This window comes from Proteus sp. NMG38-2, from assembly GCF_020640995.1.
GTDB lineage: Bacteria > Pseudomonadota > Gammaproteobacteria > Enterobacterales > Enterobacteriaceae > Proteus.
Window position 1 is genome coordinate 2773153 of record NZ_CP085481.1, and the last position, 15884, is coordinate 2789036.

The 15884-nt window shown below is 37.5% G+C and carries 12 protein-coding genes and 1 CRISPR repeat array; of the genes, 3 read left to right on the top strand and 9 right to left on the bottom strand.

The genetic code is table 11. The features are described from left to right. Positions 1 to 198: 198 nt before the first annotated feature. The 3 genes from ackA to LG402_RS13300 all read left to right on the top strand — a co-directional run bounded on the left by ackA (position 199) and on the right by LG402_RS13300 (position 3919). Complete coding sequence (gene ackA / locus LG402_RS13290) at positions 199 to 1401, top strand: acetate kinase (protein ID WP_072068617.1); 1203 nt, start codon at positions 199 to 201, stop codon at positions 1399 to 1401. Positions 1402 to 1478: 77 nt separating this feature from the next. Beyond that, entirely contained in the window at positions 1479 to 3623 is a 2145-nt protein-coding gene (gene pta / locus LG402_RS13295) for a phosphate acetyltransferase (protein WP_227335720.1), read from the top strand. A gap of 152 nt (positions 3624 to 3775) precedes the next feature. Further along, positions 3776 to 3919, top strand: a complete 144-nt coding sequence (locus LG402_RS13300) for a Hok/Gef family protein (RefSeq protein ID WP_166540735.1) — start codon at positions 3776 to 3778, stop codon at positions 3917 to 3919. 70 nt (positions 3920 to 3989) lie between these two features. On the opposite strand, the gene alr is transcribed toward LG402_RS13300, so the two are convergent. The 9 genes from alr to cas3 form a co-directional block, all read right to left on the bottom strand. Next, positions 3990 to 5213 (bottom strand): alanine racemase, encoded by a 1224-nt coding sequence (alr, locus tag LG402_RS13305; protein ID WP_109407250.1) that lies wholly within the window; start codon positions 5211 to 5213, stop codon positions 3990 to 3992. 209 nt (positions 5214 to 5422) lie between these two features. Continuing rightward, a CRISPR array of direct repeats spans positions 5423 to 6976; the repeat unit is 29 nt; unit sequence CGGTTTATCCCCGTGCATACGGGGAACAC. Between the two features lie 57 nt (positions 6977 to 7033). Then, on the bottom strand, positions 7034 to 7327 hold the full coding sequence (gene cas2e, locus LG402_RS13310) for a type I-E CRISPR-associated endoribonuclease Cas2e (protein WP_227335721.1): 294 nt from the start codon (positions 7325 to 7327) through the stop codon (positions 7034 to 7036). Positions 7328 to 7329: 2 nt separating this feature from the next. Next, positions 7330 to 8250, bottom strand: coding sequence for a type I-E CRISPR-associated endonuclease Cas1e (gene cas1e, locus LG402_RS13315; RefSeq protein ID WP_109407252.1), 921 nt, complete (start codon positions 8248 to 8250; stop codon positions 7330 to 7332). Further along, the gene (gene cas6e / locus LG402_RS13320) at positions 8250 to 8927 is read right to left on the bottom strand and encodes a type I-E CRISPR-associated protein Cas6/Cse3/CasE (RefSeq protein ID WP_109407253.1); all 678 of its coding nucleotides are present in this window, start codon (positions 8925 to 8927) and stop codon (positions 8250 to 8252) included. The genes cas1e and cas6e overlap by 1 nt, the downstream gene beginning before the upstream one ends. Then, the gene (gene cas5e, locus LG402_RS13325) at positions 8927 to 9664 is read right to left on the bottom strand and encodes a type I-E CRISPR-associated protein Cas5/CasD (RefSeq protein WP_109407254.1); all 738 of its coding nucleotides are present in this window, start codon (positions 9662 to 9664) and stop codon (positions 8927 to 8929) included. Before cas5e ends, cas6e begins: the two co-directional genes overlap by 1 nt. A gap of 12 nt (positions 9665 to 9676) precedes the next feature. Continuing rightward, a complete protein-coding gene (cas7e, locus tag LG402_RS13330) occupies positions 9677 to 10711 on the bottom strand; it encodes a type I-E CRISPR-associated protein Cas7/Cse4/CasC (protein WP_227335722.1) in 1035 nt (344 codons plus the stop codon). Between the two features lie 29 nt (positions 10712 to 10740). Continuing rightward, the gene (gene casB, locus LG402_RS13335) at positions 10741 to 11328 is read right to left on the bottom strand and encodes a type I-E CRISPR-associated protein Cse2/CasB (protein WP_227335723.1); all 588 of its coding nucleotides are present in this window, start codon (positions 11326 to 11328) and stop codon (positions 10741 to 10743) included. Position 11329: 1 nt separating this feature from the next. After that, positions 11330 to 12913: a type I-E CRISPR-associated protein Cse1/CasA gene (gene casA, locus LG402_RS13340; RefSeq protein WP_227335724.1), complete on the bottom strand. Its 1584-nt coding sequence runs from the start codon at positions 12911 to 12913 to the stop codon at positions 11330 to 11332. Further along, positions 12910 to 15603, bottom strand: a complete 2694-nt coding sequence (cas3, locus tag LG402_RS13345) for a CRISPR-associated helicase Cas3' (RefSeq protein ID WP_227335725.1) — start codon at positions 15601 to 15603, stop codon at positions 12910 to 12912. The genes casA and cas3 overlap by 4 nt, the downstream gene beginning before the upstream one ends. Between the last annotated feature and the right edge of the window lie 281 nt (positions 15604 to 15884).

The window sequence follows — 15884 nt, forward strand, 5'->3', positions numbered from 1 at the left end:
CGAAAAGCTAATGGGTGAATAAAAATCGTCCAATTAATGATTGGCAACTATAATTAGCATCAAGTTTTTTACTTTAAGCATGATGCGCGTCATTAATGTCATCATAGTAATGCGATAGGCTTTTATGATTGACGTTTTATTAACCACCGTCTTTATAATATAAAAGACACTACGACAACAAGATAAATAGGTAATTCCATGTCAAGTAAGCTGGTGCTGGTACTGAACTGCGGTAGTTCTTCTCTTAAATTTGCAATTATCAACCCAGAAAATGGTGAAGAATTCCTTTCAGGTTTGGCTGAATGCTTCAACCTTCCTGAAGCCCGCCTGAAGTGGAAAATGGATGGCCAAAAACATGAAGCTGCGTTAGGCGCAGGTGCTGCTCATAGCGAAGCATTAAACTTTATCGTAAATACTATTCTGGCTGAAAAACCAGAACTGTCTGCACAAATCGCTTCAATTGGTCACCGTATTGTTCACGGTGGTGAGAAGTTCACTAAATCTGTCGTGATCACTGACGAAGTTATCAAAGGTATTGAAGCTGCTATCCCATTTGCTCCATTACATAACCCAGCTCACCTTATTGGTATTGAAGAAGCGCGTAAAGCATTCCCTCATTTAATTGAGAAAATGGTTGCGGTATTTGACACTGCATTCCACCAAACAATGCCAGAAGAAGCTTATCTGTATGCACTGCCATACAGCTTATATAAAGATCACAGCATCCGTCGTTACGGTGCTCACGGAACTAGCCATTTCTTCGTTTCCCGTGAAGCCGCTAAAATGTTAAATAAACCTGTTGATGAACTGAATGTAATCACTTGCCACTTAGGCAATGGTGGTTCTGTATCTGCTATCGTTAACGGTAAATGTGTTGATACTTCTATGGGTCTGACTCCATTAGAAGGTTTAGTGATGGGTACACGTAGTGGTGATATCGACCCTGCTATCGTATTCCATTTACATGATACTTTAGGTATGAGCGTTGATGACATTAATAAACTGCTAACTAAAGAATCAGGCTTATTAGGTTTAACTGAAGTCACTAGTGACTGCCGTTATGTTGAAGATAACTATGAAACTAAAGCAGATGCTAAACGTGCAATGGACGTTTATTGCCATCGTTTAGCGAAATACATCGGCTCTTACTGTGCACTGATGGAAGGTCGTTTAGATGCTATTATCTTTACTGGTGGCATCGGTGAAAACGCAGCAATGGTACGTGAATTATCTCTGAAAAAACTGGCTCTATTAGGTTTTGAAGTTGATCATCAACGTAACTTAGATGCACGTTTCGGTAAATCAGGCACTATCACTACCGATAACAGCCGTCTTGCTGTTGTTATCCCAACTAACGAAGAGTTAGTTATCGCTCAGGACGCAAGTCGCCTGACCGCTTAAGTTCTTTGATGTACTGCCAGTGTCATGCTGGCAGTACTGTTTTACATAACGAGCAACCGATATTTAAAGAGGTTTCCGTGTCCCGTACAATTATGTTAGTCCCAACTGATACACGCGTAGGTTTAACCAGCGTCAGCTTGGGTGTTATCCGTTCTATGGAACAAAAAGGCGTTCGCCTTAGCGTGTTCAAACCTATTGCACAACCTCGTGTAAAAGGCGCATTAGATCAGACAACTGCGATTATCCGTTCTCACTCCACTATTCAATCATCAGAACCTTTAAACATGGATTATGTTGAGTCTCTGCTCAGCTCAAACCAAAAAGATGTTCTGATGGAAGAAATTGTTGCTAGATACCATGAAAACACCGCTGATGCAGAAGTTATTCTCATCGAAGGTCTGGTACCTATGCGTAAGCACCCTTTTGCACAATCATTAAACTATGAAATTGCAAAAACATTAGGTGCTGAAATTGTTTTCGTTACTGCATTAGGTAACAACACGGTTGAACAGCTAAAAGAGCGTATCGAATTTGCGCGTGCTGAATTTGGCGGTGTAAAAAACCAAAATATCACCGGTGTTATTGTTAACAAACTAAATGCACCTGTTGATGATCAAGGCCGTACTCGCCCTGACTTATCTGAAATATTTGATGATTCAAATAAAGCGATTATCTCTAATGTCGATTTAAAAACCATTGAAAAGAATAGCCCACTGCCTTTACTGGGTTGCATTCCTTGGAACTTCGATTTAATCGCTACCCGTGCAACAGATATGGCAAAACACTTAAATGCGACAGTCGTCAATAAAGGCGATATTGAAACCCGTCGTATTAAGTCTGTGACTTTCTGTGCCCGTAGTATTCCACACATGTTAGAGCACTTCCGCCCTGGTTCACTTTTAGTGACTTCTGCGGATCGCCCAGATGTATTAGTTTCAGCGTGCCTTGCAGCAATGAATGGCGTTGAAATTGGTGCAATCCTACTAACAGGTGGTTACCAAATCGATGCTCCTATCAAACAACTTTGTGAACGTGCATTCGAAACTGGCTTACCAATCTTTATGGTTAATGCAAACACTTGGCAGACTTCTTTAAATCTTCAAAGTTTTAGCTTAGAAGTGCCTGCTGATGACCATGAACGTATTGAAAAAATTCAGAACTACGTTGCTCAACATATCAATACACAATGGATTGATTCACTGACCGCTAACTCTGAACGCCCTAACCGTTTATCACCACCAGCATTCCGTTACCAATTAACAGAATTAGCACGTAAAGCGAAAAAACGTATCGTTTTACCAGAAGGTGATGAGCCACGTACTGTTAAAGCAGCAGCAATTTGTGCTGATCGTGGTATCGCTACTTGCGTACTGTTAGGCGATCCTGAAGAAATTCGTCGTGTAGCAACCGCACAAGGTGTTGAATTAGGCACAGGCATTGAGTTAGTCAATCCTAAAGAAGTACGTGAAATTTATGTACCTCGCTTAGTTGAACTGCGTAAAAGCAAAGGTATGACAGAAGTTGTTGCTCGTGAGCAGTTAGAAGATAACGTTGTTCTCGGCACATTAATGCTGGAAAAAGGCGAAGTAGATGGCCTTGTTTCTGGTGCTGTTCATACAACGGCTAACACTATTCGTCCACCACTACAGTTAATCAAAACTGCACCGGGTAGCTCATTAGTGTCTTCTGTGTTCTTTATGCTGTTACCAGAACAAGTTTATGTTTATGGTGACTGTGCAATTAACCCAGATCCAACAGCGGAACAACTGGCTGAAATCGCAATCCAATCTGCAGACTCTGCAATTGCATTCGGTATCGACCCACGCGTTGCGATGATCTCTTATTCTACTGGTAACTCTGGTGCAGGTAGCGATGTAGAGAAAGTTCGTGAAGCGACACGTTTAGCGCAAGAAAAACGCCCTGATCTGATGATTGATGGTCCTTTACAATACGACGCAGCTGTTATGGCTGATGTTGCTAAATCTAAAGCACCAAACTCACCAGTTGCAGGTAAAGCGACTGTGTTTATCTTCCCTGATCTGAACACCGGTAATACCACTTATAAAGCGGTACAACGTTCAGCTGACTTGGTTTCAATCGGACCAATGTTACAAGGTATGCGTAAACCAGTGAATGACCTTTCTCGTGGTGCATTAGTAGACGATATCGTCTACACCGTTGCGTTGACAGCTATTCAAGCAAGCCAACAAGAAAACGCATAATTATTGAAGTTCGCTTCAAATAAAACAACGCCAGATGATTAATTTCATTTGGCGTTTTTTATTCTACAGATTTCTTATTTGACTAAAATTCGAGGCAGTCTCAAAACCAACCAACTTGATTCTGTCTCCTTTATAAAAGAGTGTCAAGAGAAGTGACTAAGCTTGCCCTATTAGGGCTGATTACTGTATGTATTACAGTTTGGTGTTTTGCTTTACTGAAACATGAAAGATTATGTTCTTTTAATATCAGTAGTGGCGACACCGTAGTTCAAGCTATTTTATCTTGCGATAAATAGTTTTGTGGGGGAAATTCCCCCACAATTTCTCTCAAAAGTTGTTGAGATTGGTGATCACAAGTACCCTACTTTAATCCACGAGTACACGCTGATTGGTCGCCCCCCACAAAATCGACATCTCTGTAAACAGTGCACCACTAATATCTTCAACCTCTTCAGCAGTGATCTCTGCATTACCTTGCTTACCAAAGAACACGACTTCATCCCCTGAATTGATATTTTTAAGATCGGTAATATCAACAATCACCGTATTCATTGATGTTTTACCTAAAACAGGCACACGTTGACCACCAATTAAAGCATGTCCTGCATTACTAAAGACTCGACGATAACCATCTGCATAGCCAACAGGGATATTAGCTAATACTGAATCACGTTTTAGTGTGTAAGTGCGATCATACCCAACAGTATTACCTTTAGGATAATAATTGATTGAGGCAATATTGGATTTAAAAGTCATAACACGTTTGTAATCTGTACTTGCGATGGTATCACCATAAAAAATCCCGCCTACACGCACCATATCTAACCATGATCCAGGTACGGTAATTGTGGCAAAAGTATTTGCCATATGCAGAGTAACGTCTTTACGGTTTAGCCCAGTAACATCCAATACCTTTTGTGATTGCTGTTTAAAACGAGCGAGATCTTCTCTTACTTTATCCGCATCTTCTTCAGGATAATGAGACATAATGCCAACCACTTTAAGGTTAGCTAATTGAGCAATTTGCTTTGCTTCTTCAAGCCCCGCATTGTTATTAACTTCTAATCCATTACGAGACATTCCACCTGAATTTAAGGCAAGATGAATAGGGATCACTTTATTTTGTTGTTTAGCAATGGCATCTAATTTCTTAGCCATATCTAAGTTACCAATCAATTCTTCCACGTTATAGCTTGTCGCCTGAGCCATTTCTTGCTCTGTGGCATTACGCACACGCATTAAACGACCTTGGAATCCTAGATCACGCACTTCTTTTAGCTCTTGGTTATTCGTTACACCAATACATTGCACATTGTTTTCAATCATAACAGGTGCAACTAACGATAAATCATGGCCATATGCATCCCCTTTTAAAACAGCACAAAGCGAGGATTTATCACCTAAAAGTGATTGTACTTTTTTCACATTAAAATCGAGCGCACTACGTGAAATTTCAATCCATGAGTTATTCACGATTGCAGGCTGAACCTGAGCTGTTTGAGTCGCTGGTGGATTGTGATTAACAGGTTGTTGGCAAGCAGTGATAACAAAAAGTGGTAACAACGCAAGATATCGAATACCAAAAGACATCTTCTTTTTCCTTAGTGATTGTGATGTTAAACCTATTTTTATAATTAATTAGGTACGAAAATATACACATCGTGAATATTCACTCAGGATAATAGCATTATTATTCATAAAATAAACATATTAATTCAAAGTGATATATGTATAGGCTCAATGACGAAGATTAATAGAAAAGGAAAAAAAATTATAGGTGTGATTCCTGTAGGGAACGTTGGTTTATCCCCGTGCATACGGGGAACACTGCGATTAGATGGGCGTTGGCTGTAGATGTTTCGGTTTATCCCCGTGCATACGGGGAACACATTCACAAACATAGTAGAAAAATTACCAATGCCGGTTTATCCCCGTGCATACGGGGAACACTACCCGATGCCTTGTAATTGTCGTTCCAGTGACGGTTTATCCCCGTGCATACGGGGAACACTCGTCCATGTTATTACGCTGTATCTCTAATAACGGTTTATCCCCGTGCATACGGGGAACACTTCAATATATCGATAATCAACTTAAAGAATTGCGGTTTATCCCCGTGCATACGGGGAACACTATTTTATTTTTGAAGTCAGAGATAAATAACTCGGTTTATCCCCGTGCATACGGGGAACACCACCCAAGTCAAGAATGGCATCTAGTGTTTTACGGTTTATCCCCGTGCATACGGGGAACACCATCCCGAATTATCGTTGATTATGGTTGATTACGGTTTATCCCCGTGCATACGGGGAACACACCCTCGCGCCCAGTAGTGAAAGTGACACTGTCGGTTTATCCCCGTGCATACGGGGAACACTGAGAATACTCACAGGAGGGAGTATTATGAGTCGGTTTATCCCCGTGCATACGGGGAACACCGAAACTCCGCTGATTATGAAGACTCTGTGTTCGGTTTATCCCCGTGCATACGGGGAACACGCCTAAAGCCACATCATTTAAAACAGCAGAGACGGTTTATCCCCGTGCATACGGGGAACACGTCGCTATTTTTACATCAGAGGTTGGAGAGGCCGGTTTATCCCCGTGCATACGGGGAACACGTTTTTACTTCAATCGCTTCTTTTGTGCCAGTTGGTTTATCCCCGTGCATACGGGGAACACGGGTGTTCTTAGAAAATAAAGAATCTTACTGGCGGTTTATCCCCGTGCATACGGGGAACACTGCGCCTAACCTATCGTGATCCCCTACCCTATCGGTTTATCCCCGTGCATACGGGGAACACGTACCTATTCCCCCTTTTTCGTTCTCATTATCCGGTTTATCCCCGTGCATACGGGGAACACTTCGGTGTTGCGGTAGGCTCTGGCGGTTTCGGCGGTTTATCCCCGTGCATACGGGGAACACTTAATATCATGCGGATAGTCTGCGTTCGTCCGCGGTTTATCCCCGTGCATACGGGGAACACATCGGCGCAACATTTTACTTTGCGCGAGAAGCCGGTTTATCCCCGTGCATACGGGGAACACGCACCTGGCACATCTTTGGCTTGATTAAAACCGGTTTATCCCCGTGCATACGGGGAACACGATCGGAGGTTTTAGCAAACTCAGGGGTCAGTGCGGTTTATCCCCGTGCATACGGGGAACACTTTCCGTGCCGCCCTGACGTGGTGTCACAATGCGGTTTATCCCCGTGCATACGGGGAACACTGTTATACAGATATCGAAAAATACCAAGCAGGCGGTTTATCCCCGTGCATACGGGGAACACAATTTGAATCTTCCCGTTCTCAAACCAAATCACGGTTTATCCCCGTGCATACGGGGAACACTCTAATTATATCCATTTGATTTAATTAAATAAAAAAATATATTTATTTTTACCAAAATTATTCATCGTCTAAAGATTTAAACAACACTAACCTTAAGCCATCAAAATCAATAGGCTCTCGACGATTTTCACCATACGTTTGAAAATCAAAACCGGATTCAGTATTAGTTCCCCATGCCATAACAACATTACCATCTTCGGCAAGCGTATTAACTTGTTGCCAAATCATTTCCCTTATTCGAGCAGAAACATTGCCGATATAAACCCCTGCTCTAACTTCCAATAACCACACAGCTAACCGCCCTCTTAATCTAGGCGGTACAGCTTCAGTTACAACAACAATCATACTCATTACTATTTTTCTCTATGCCCTTCATCACCAAAAGGGCGAGCTTGAGGAATTGCAGGTGGTTGAGCATCAATAGGTGGTTCAGGAGGAAGAATATCACCAGCAGAAAGGATCTCTTCAATTAGAGGTATAAGTTTATTGAGTGTTTGATGCTTTCGAAACGCTTCTCTACAAGCAACACGTACCTCACGATCGGGTGCAATTGCTTTATATGATGCAACCTTAAATGCAACAGGCACAACTGTGTCAAATTTTATGATATCCGCAATATCATAAACAAACGAAAGTGGCTTTCCTGTATGCACAAAACCAATGGCAGGAGCATAACCTGCAGCTAAAATTGCCGCTTCAGTAACACCGTATAAACAGGCTGTAGCGGCGCTGATACAACGATTAATAATATCTCCAGACTCCCAATCCTTTGGATCATAACGTCGCCCTTTCCAATCAATCTTAAATTCCTTAGCTAACATTTGATATTGCTTTCTAACTCGAGCTCCTTCTATACCACGCAGTTGATCCACGCTCCTTTTTAAAGGAGCAGGCTCACCAAATCTAAGTTCAAACATTTTACGAACAACTTTTAAACGCAAATCACTATCAAGTGCTAATTTTGCTTGATACAACAACTTATCTGATCGCGCGCCACCAGGTTGTCCAACAGAATAAAGTCGTACACCTGCTTCACCAACCCATATTAATAATGTTCCTGCGGTTGCCGCCAACTTAACTGCCGCATGACTAATACGAGTTCCTGGTTCCAGTAAAATACATGCTAATGACCCCACAGGAATAAGCATTCTTTCGCCATTAATTTCATCAATAACAACAAAAGCACCATCCTTCACATCAATTCGTCCCATTCCAATAAAAATCATTGAATGCCTATCTTTAATTGGAATGGGTCTTAAAGGAATAAAGACCATTAGATGCTCCTAATGAGCATCAACCCACAACCAAAGGCCTTTGCTCTACCAAATCCTTGCTGATATTGTTGCCAAAATAGATGCGGGTCTTCAATTGTTAGCACACCTTGATAATCAACTGAAGAAAAAGCCATTATTTTGCCTGACGGTTTTTTAATACGCTCAGGTGTATAAGCTTTAATATCAGGTAGCTGGGTTAATGAAATCCCCCATTTATTTAAACGACTTTCAGAAGTTATCCAATTTAATGCAGCTTGTTGCATCAAATGTTGAATATCATCATGACTAGAATAATTTCCGTTTAATTGAGCTTGTTTCTTAGCATGCATAAGAACATCATGACGATGTTGCTTCCCTTCTTTATCAGTAATACAAACTGTTGGATTTGCTCTTAATGAGAATGCTAATTTCATTTTTGGGGCTAATTTTGGTAAAAAAGGTTTAGTTTCTATCTTAAAAAAAGCGTGTTTAATTGCTGGAGTCACCGAAGAAAGAATATAAAAAATGGGTGTACCATTTTTTTCTATTTCTATTCGATACAAAAATGAGCGTTCTTTTTCTTCAGTAAATAACTGCCATAATAGCTGATGAATCGTATATCCTGCCTGCTGTTTATTCGTCAATAAAGAGTGCAAATAATCAGAAGAACCGCCTATTGTGATCCTTGATAAATACATTATTCGCTCTCCCTTTTTACGCTCATTTGATACATTTTACGTTGACGAAATTGCCAATGCTGTCTATTTATAGGATCATCCCAAGGGTGTAATATCATAATATTTTCACCCTCAATATCTTGATGGCTTCCTTCCCAAAAATACGTCACCCATCCATCCGACCTGAACCAATAATTATCGGCTTTGGTAGATGCTGTTATATTAGGAAATTCAGTATCTAATGCCTCTTGTAATTGCTTTGTTTCTACAATTTTAGGCATCATCGGTAAAGATAGAGGACAAGATTTACGCCCTAAACTCAGAACATAAACAGGCGTTAATAACGCATTTTTTAACTGTTCAAGTGTATATTGTGCATTTGGTGTTAATTTAATCGCGACAACCCATATAGCATCACATCGATAATCACGACTAGATAAAATAGTATTCAACTCTTTTTCAGCTAATTCACTACGACGAGTAGCATGTGTAATATTTTTACGAACTGAAGGCACTTGTGTCGTATGGAAATCTCTTAATAACGTACTTGGTACAAATTGTTTTGCAGCAACTAAAATGCTTTGCTGTAATTGGGTTAATTTGTTTTCATCTTCTCGCTTAATACCTAACGCGGCGCCCAGTAAGCCTAAAATAGCTGAACGTGAAGGAGCTAATCCTGTTTGTCTATCACCACCTACTGCTGGTAGCCCCCAACTAGCAAGTGGTCCATAAAGACGAAAAACGAGATATTGAGCCATAATATCTCCTCATTACTCAGCAACAAATTGTAATAATCCAGAGAGCGAACCTTCAGCTTGCGCTACATTGAGCTTATAGCGAGAATCTGCACAAGCCCCATAAACTTTATCAAAATTCTCCATTCGAGAATTCAATGCATTAATAGATGCAGTTTCCATATCGTCATCATCAATTGGTTTTAGAAACGCAACAGATAAAGAACGTGGCTGATAACTTCCTTTTTCCGCTAAAACGCAGCTCGCATAAGCACGAGAAGCAAAACTATTTTGTTTACCTGTTGGCGAAACTTTAATTGCCACTTCAGTTAATGCTTGAATTGCTTTATTTGCAAGTTCTTCATTACCGTCTAAAGACTCAATTAATTGAGTCTTATTAATGCAGATATAACTATAAAAAAGTGCAGCTGCAAAACCTGTTTCACCAATATGAGCCGATCCCATATCTGTTTCACCATTATTTAAATCATCAATAGCAGTAAAATAATCATCTTCAACAACCGTACTATGAACACTAATAGCATGAGCAACTTGGCAAGCTGCTTCTATATTATATTTCGGTGCTGAAGCTAACATTCTACCAAACAACGCAATATCTACTGAGGTACTTATTTCTTTTAAATTCTCTAGTTCTTGTTTTTTAGGCTCTCTTTGTTCTTTAATAAGTAAATTGATCAAATCAAATGCCAAAGTTTTTTCTAAATGACTAATATGAACAAGCTGTTCTGTTTCAATAGAGCCGTTCTTTATTTTTCCATATTGTTCTATAATTAACTCAGTCCATTTCTTGGCATTTTTTTCAGCAATCCCACCTTCAATTAATGCATCATAAAGTTGTAATCCGAATTTTTTAGTGCGAATACCTATATTATTAGAAAATGCAACATTAAATAACTCTGATGTACGCCAATGACGTTTTAAACTTTGTGAGCTTATTCTTAAGCGTTCAACCCCTCCCATTATTGCCGTTTTTGGACGACCTAAATCATCACGATTTAAATTAGAAGGAGCATAAGAAGTTAAAATATGTAATTGAATAAATTGGCTCATTTCATTTCCTTATTAAATTAATTAAACTGTTAAATGGCTGCTCGATAATATTTCATTGCCCATTCAACAATAACTTGTTCACTTGCTTGTACAGAACGAATTTGTTGTTTTTCTAAAACCCATTTTTCAAGATCTTTACACATAGATAAAACTGAGGATTTTCCTTTAATTTGAATTAAAATCCGTCTTAGTCGCCTTATAAACTCATCATAATTACGGGAAGATTGTAGTTGTAAAAAACGTGATTCACTAATACAAGATTTTTTACTTTCATCTTTTTCACCAGCAATAGTAGCAAAGTGTTTTTCACCATTTTGAGTGATGTAAACTAATACAGCGACAATGACTGCCCAACGTTCAATATCTTCAGTTTTAGCTTGATTAATAAGCTCAGAGGGAAAGCTTAACCATAATGCACGAAATCCTTCAGTCAACATAATAGCAGTAATTGATTCACAACGTTTTAATTCTGCTTTATATCGACTTGGTGCAGAGATAATACCTTTTTTACTTAATTCATCTGATGATAAAAATAAACTTTCCCACCAACGTAATACATTTGATTGTAATTCTGGATATCCATACAAAGTAATATTATCTAATTTATAAGCTCCCATATCACTCTCCATTTCTTTTAGTAATTTTAAAGTTTTCAGTGAATATTTTTACTTTTTTATTACCATAAAGATCATTAATTAAATCATTTCTTGCTTTAATACATCCACTAACTGATTTTGGTGTTCCTAATGCAGATAAAGCATATTCATCAAAAATAGAAAGGCTAATTTTTCTAATTGTATTTAACCATTTTTTTGCTTGTTCTGGAGTTAGAAAATCCTCTTTCTGTGTTTGAACAATAATATTTTGAACAACTTCAAAAAATATATTTTCACTTCTTTGCCAAAAAGTTAAATCAATAAAACTAATATCTCCTTTAATATCTTTAGGACTATTAAACCATGCTTTTTTTATCTGTTCTTTTACTCTCTTCAAACAGTCTATTGTCAATGCTTGGATGATTTTTATTTCATTCACTATTTGATTATGATATTTATCTCTTACATGAAAAATAGGCATTTCTAAGGCGTACCATCCTCGAGGTTTCATATTATCCATATCATAACCAAAAATAAGCAATCGAGGTTTTCTTGTTAACTCTAATAGTTGATATAACTTTAAGTAATGACTGACAACGGTAGCACTTTTTTGCCCATTTTCATCACTTGATAGCAATAATCTGTCCCAAAGATTATAATGAATACCGCCTTGTCTTCCTTTAAGTGAATTAGGAAAAGTTTCTGGCTTCTTAGCATCCCAATAATATGGTGTCAATGGATGCAACCAACCTTCTTGATAATCTAAACCATAGTTTTTAGTAAAATAATATTTAACTGAAGAATGACTCTTTTTATCACTAATTTGACAAATGGTAGGTTTATTTTCTACTTTTAATCTGATTCTACGAGGCATTGCCCAGTACATATGAAGAGGATGAACATCGCCAGGCGAAATTTTTTCACCTTTTCCTTCTTTTAAATCTAGGGGAACTAGCCAAGGAAAAACACTGCCATCATCAAAATTCGGTTCAGCATATTCCCAAAATTCTCTATTAATCACATTTAGCCATAATTTTTGCCATAATGTTGAATGCTCTTCCGTGGGGTATATTAATGTCGTTAAAGGGCCACCTCCTCTTAAGCTAACTAAGTGGCCTTGGCCACCACTTGGGGCATTTATTTGTAAGGTAAATAATGCTAATACTGCCATTTCTAATGACATTACATCAGCAATACCTTGCTTAATAAAATGATCAGTATTTTTCTTTATTCCGTTTTCACCCGGCGCATCAATTAACAACTGAGCTATAGGGATATTTTTTTGTTCTTCTAATTTTGAGAAATCTTGCATAAATAAAGGAGCACTACCCGTTATATTAAAAGCATGAGCCACTTTACTAAAAGCACTTTTTAACTCCTCATCAGAAGGTGGTGATTCAAAATATTCTTCCCATTCATCCTCATTTTTTGGCGCAAATACAGTTTGTAATAACCCAATGGTAAATTGATAAGCTGCACCTTGGAAATCGGCTCTATTTAAAGCAAAGTCGACAATATCAGGATGAGAAATAGCAGAAATAGGAAGCGTTTTAATCTCACCGTTACGAAAATGAAAAGGTAGCCAAGGTTGATTAATAATATTCATGACAATTCCTGTCTTTCACTAAAACCGATTAGAGGATCATACTGATAATAGTGATCTTCTTCTGGGATCCACAATTGTAAATATCGAGTTTGTGGATATTGTTTATTTATTTTCTCCGTTATTTCTTGAGATACTGAAGCTAATTTATCTGCATATTTATTTTTCGAAATCTTAACTGTACTTAGCTCAATAGAGTGGCGCTCATCAGCTATCCAAGGAAGATATATATCTTCCACTCTTTTCAGCAAAAGAATATTAGCTGTTTCCATATCACTATATCGCGTACTTATATCATAATGATCTTCTGTCCAAAATTCTGAGCTCTCTTCACTATAACCCTTATTTAGCTTCAATAGTTGTAGCTTGGCTTTAACCGTTTGTGCTTTACGCTCTCCTAAATCATTATTTTCTTTATAAATTAGAGCCTGTGGAATTTCATTATAAGCGTTATCGCTATAAACAGATTCAATTAACTGCCTAGCATCTTGTGGCATATTAATTTCTCCTAATTGAATTAGGCTTCTTAATGTTAACCACAAACGACCAGGAGAACGGTAAACAGCCTCTGTTGATGAAAAATGTTCTACTAACCAGTTATTTGATGGTGTATCTGTAAATAAAGGTGCATGTAGATATAAAATAGGAGATTGTCGCCTATCGATTGAAGCTGGTATATAATCCCCATTTTCTGTTCTAGTATGTCGATGTAATCGCCCTGAACGTTGAATAAGATCATCAATAAAACAGATATCTGAAATCATAATATCTGCATCTGCATCTAAACTCTCTTGAAATACTTGTGTGGCAATTAATACAGTACCCTTTCTTTGTTGGGCTGTACTGGACTTCCCAAAACGCCTCAGTACTTGCTCTTCACATATTTTTCTATCTTTCAACGTAAAACGACTATGAAATAACAGACAATTATCTCTATTCTCAGGTAAGACTTTATTTATTTCTCGATAAGCATTAATTGCATCATTAACTGTATTCCTTATCCAAACAATACATTTTTCATTATTAACAGCATCGATAACAATATTAATACATTCTTGTTCTTCATTAACAATTTCTACTTTAACTTTTCGGCTAACCTCTTTCCTACTTTCCAGTGGATATTCTTTCAGCGTTACATCAGGAAAATAAGTTAAATGTGTGGCTAATGGAAAATGTTTTGATTTAATTTCCTCTTTTGGTTGATTAAGTGCACTAAACCAACTGTTGATAATCCTCTGCCTTTGCTTTAATGATAGCGTTGCAGTTAATAGAATAACTGAACCACCTTGATATAAATGTGCTGATAATAAATGTTCAATAATTTCAAACATAAACTCATCCGCAGAATGAATTTCATCAAAAATAATGACTTTTCTATTTAGCCCTAACAATCTTAAAGATTGATGTCTTCGCGGTAACATAGCAAGTAAAGCTTGATCTATAGTCCCCACACCAATTGTTGCTAATAATGCCTTTTTTCGTGAATCTGATAACCATTGATAGCATTGTGCTGATGCAGTACTATCCGCGCGATTATATTGTTCATTGCCATTTTGGATCATATTCATAAATTGCTCATTCATAGCACTAGCCCCATGAGCAAGTACAATACTTGGCATATCACTATCTTTATGAAATATATTGGGATAATAATTCGCTATCCTTGAAAACATGGCATTGGATGTCGCCTGTGTAGGCAAGCCAAAATAAAACCCATCCGCTGCATCAGCTTCCATTAATCTATGAACTAATGTTAATGCAGCCTCTGTTTTACCAGAACCAGTCGTATCTTCTAATATAAAAAGCTGTGGATATTTATTTATAGGTACATTTTCTGCCCATTGTTGTAATGGCGTTGGTTTATAGCCAAAACTATGCTCAACGGAAATAAATGACAAGATTACATGATCCTGATTAAAACCACTTGCTAGCGTTGCTTTTTTGGCTTGTTTTAGGGCTAAAAGCCAGTATTCAGATAAAGGTATTTTATTTCTACGATAAGGGAAATAATCTTTATTAGAACCAATCCAATCTGAAAGAGTTGACATTCCGGCGAGTAACCATGAGATTTGTTTTAACCTATTTAGCCAATCATCGTTCAAGAAAAGATCTACAGAGATTTGAGGTTTGAATAATTTTAATATATCAACTGTAAATTCTGACACCGCTTTTTTATTATTTTCATGAGTAAAATTCCCCATATAATCAATATCATTTTTATTAATTGGTTTACCATGATGCCCTAATACGGTCTCAATAATTATCAGGAAACCTTTTGATAGTTTACGGTTATTATAATTCCCATCAGATAGTATTATTGATGAGTAAACTGTATCTTTTATTTCTTTCCAAAAGTGATACCCTAAACAATCATGACGATATTTTTTTCCATCGTAAGAAAATCTACTTTCCGGAATTTTATTATTATCGATAATATTTTTATTAATATACTGAAATGACGATGAAAACTTACCAATATCATGAAGAGAAAGTAGTAATAAAAAAAATTTAGAGAAGTTTTCAGGACTAATTTGTAGGTATTCAGAAATATCTTTTATAATTTTTTTATTTACAGAGAAGAGTGTTGCACCAACTGCAGCGACATCAAGGCTATGATAAGGAAGTAAGTGGTAACACTCATTATTTTCTTCCGACGTGAATTTTCCCCAATAATTATAATAATCGTTATTCATATTAACCCAATCATTATTTTACATAATTTAGAGTCTATTATTTATAGGCATCATTTTCTAAATTTAATATCAAAAATTAGAGCTATATCTAGTTATATTTTATCCGGATATTTATCTAAATCCTCTTAGCAAAAAAATCACCATTAAAATGAAATAACAAAATATTTATATTATTACAATACTATTTATCATTATCCCCGTGCATACTGGGAACACAGCTTGAACATTATCCGCTTTAGCGTCTGCCCCGGTTTATCCCTGTGCATACGGGGAACTAATCA

Excerpts from the sequence above, each read along its gene's own strand:
- alr (WP_109407250.1), bottom strand. The coding sequence starts at position 5,213 with ATGTCTTTTGGTATTCGATATCTTGCGTTGTTACCACTTTTTGTTATC.
- cas7e (WP_227335722.1), bottom strand. The coding sequence starts at position 10,711 with ATGAGCCAATTTATTCAATTACATATTTTAACTTCTTATGCTCCTTCT.
- casB (WP_227335723.1), bottom strand. The coding sequence starts at position 11,328 with ATGGGAGCTTATAAATTAGATAATATTACTTTGTATGGATATCCAGAA.
- cas6e (WP_109407253.1), bottom strand. The coding sequence starts at position 8,927 with ATGTATTTATCAAGGATCACAATAGGCGGTTCTTCTGATTATTTGCAC.
- cas3 (WP_227335725.1), bottom strand. The coding sequence starts at position 15,603 with ATGAATAACGATTATTATAATTATTGGGGAAAATTCACGTCGGAAGAA.
- cas1e (WP_109407252.1), bottom strand. The coding sequence starts at position 8,250 with ATGGTCTTTATTCCTTTAAGACCCATTCCAATTAAAGATAGGCATTCA.
- casA (WP_227335724.1), bottom strand. The coding sequence starts at position 12,913 with ATGAATATTATTAATCAACCTTGGCTACCTTTTCATTTTCGTAACGGT.
- cas5e (WP_109407254.1), bottom strand. The coding sequence starts at position 9,664 with ATGGCTCAATATCTCGTTTTTCGTCTTTATGGACCACTTGCTAGTTGG.
- ackA (WP_072068617.1), top strand. The coding sequence starts at position 199 with ATGTCAAGTAAGCTGGTGCTGGTACTGAACTGCGGTAGTTCTTCTCTT.
- cas2e (WP_227335721.1), bottom strand. The coding sequence starts at position 7,327 with ATGAGTATGATTGTTGTTGTAACTGAAGCTGTACCGCCTAGATTAAGA.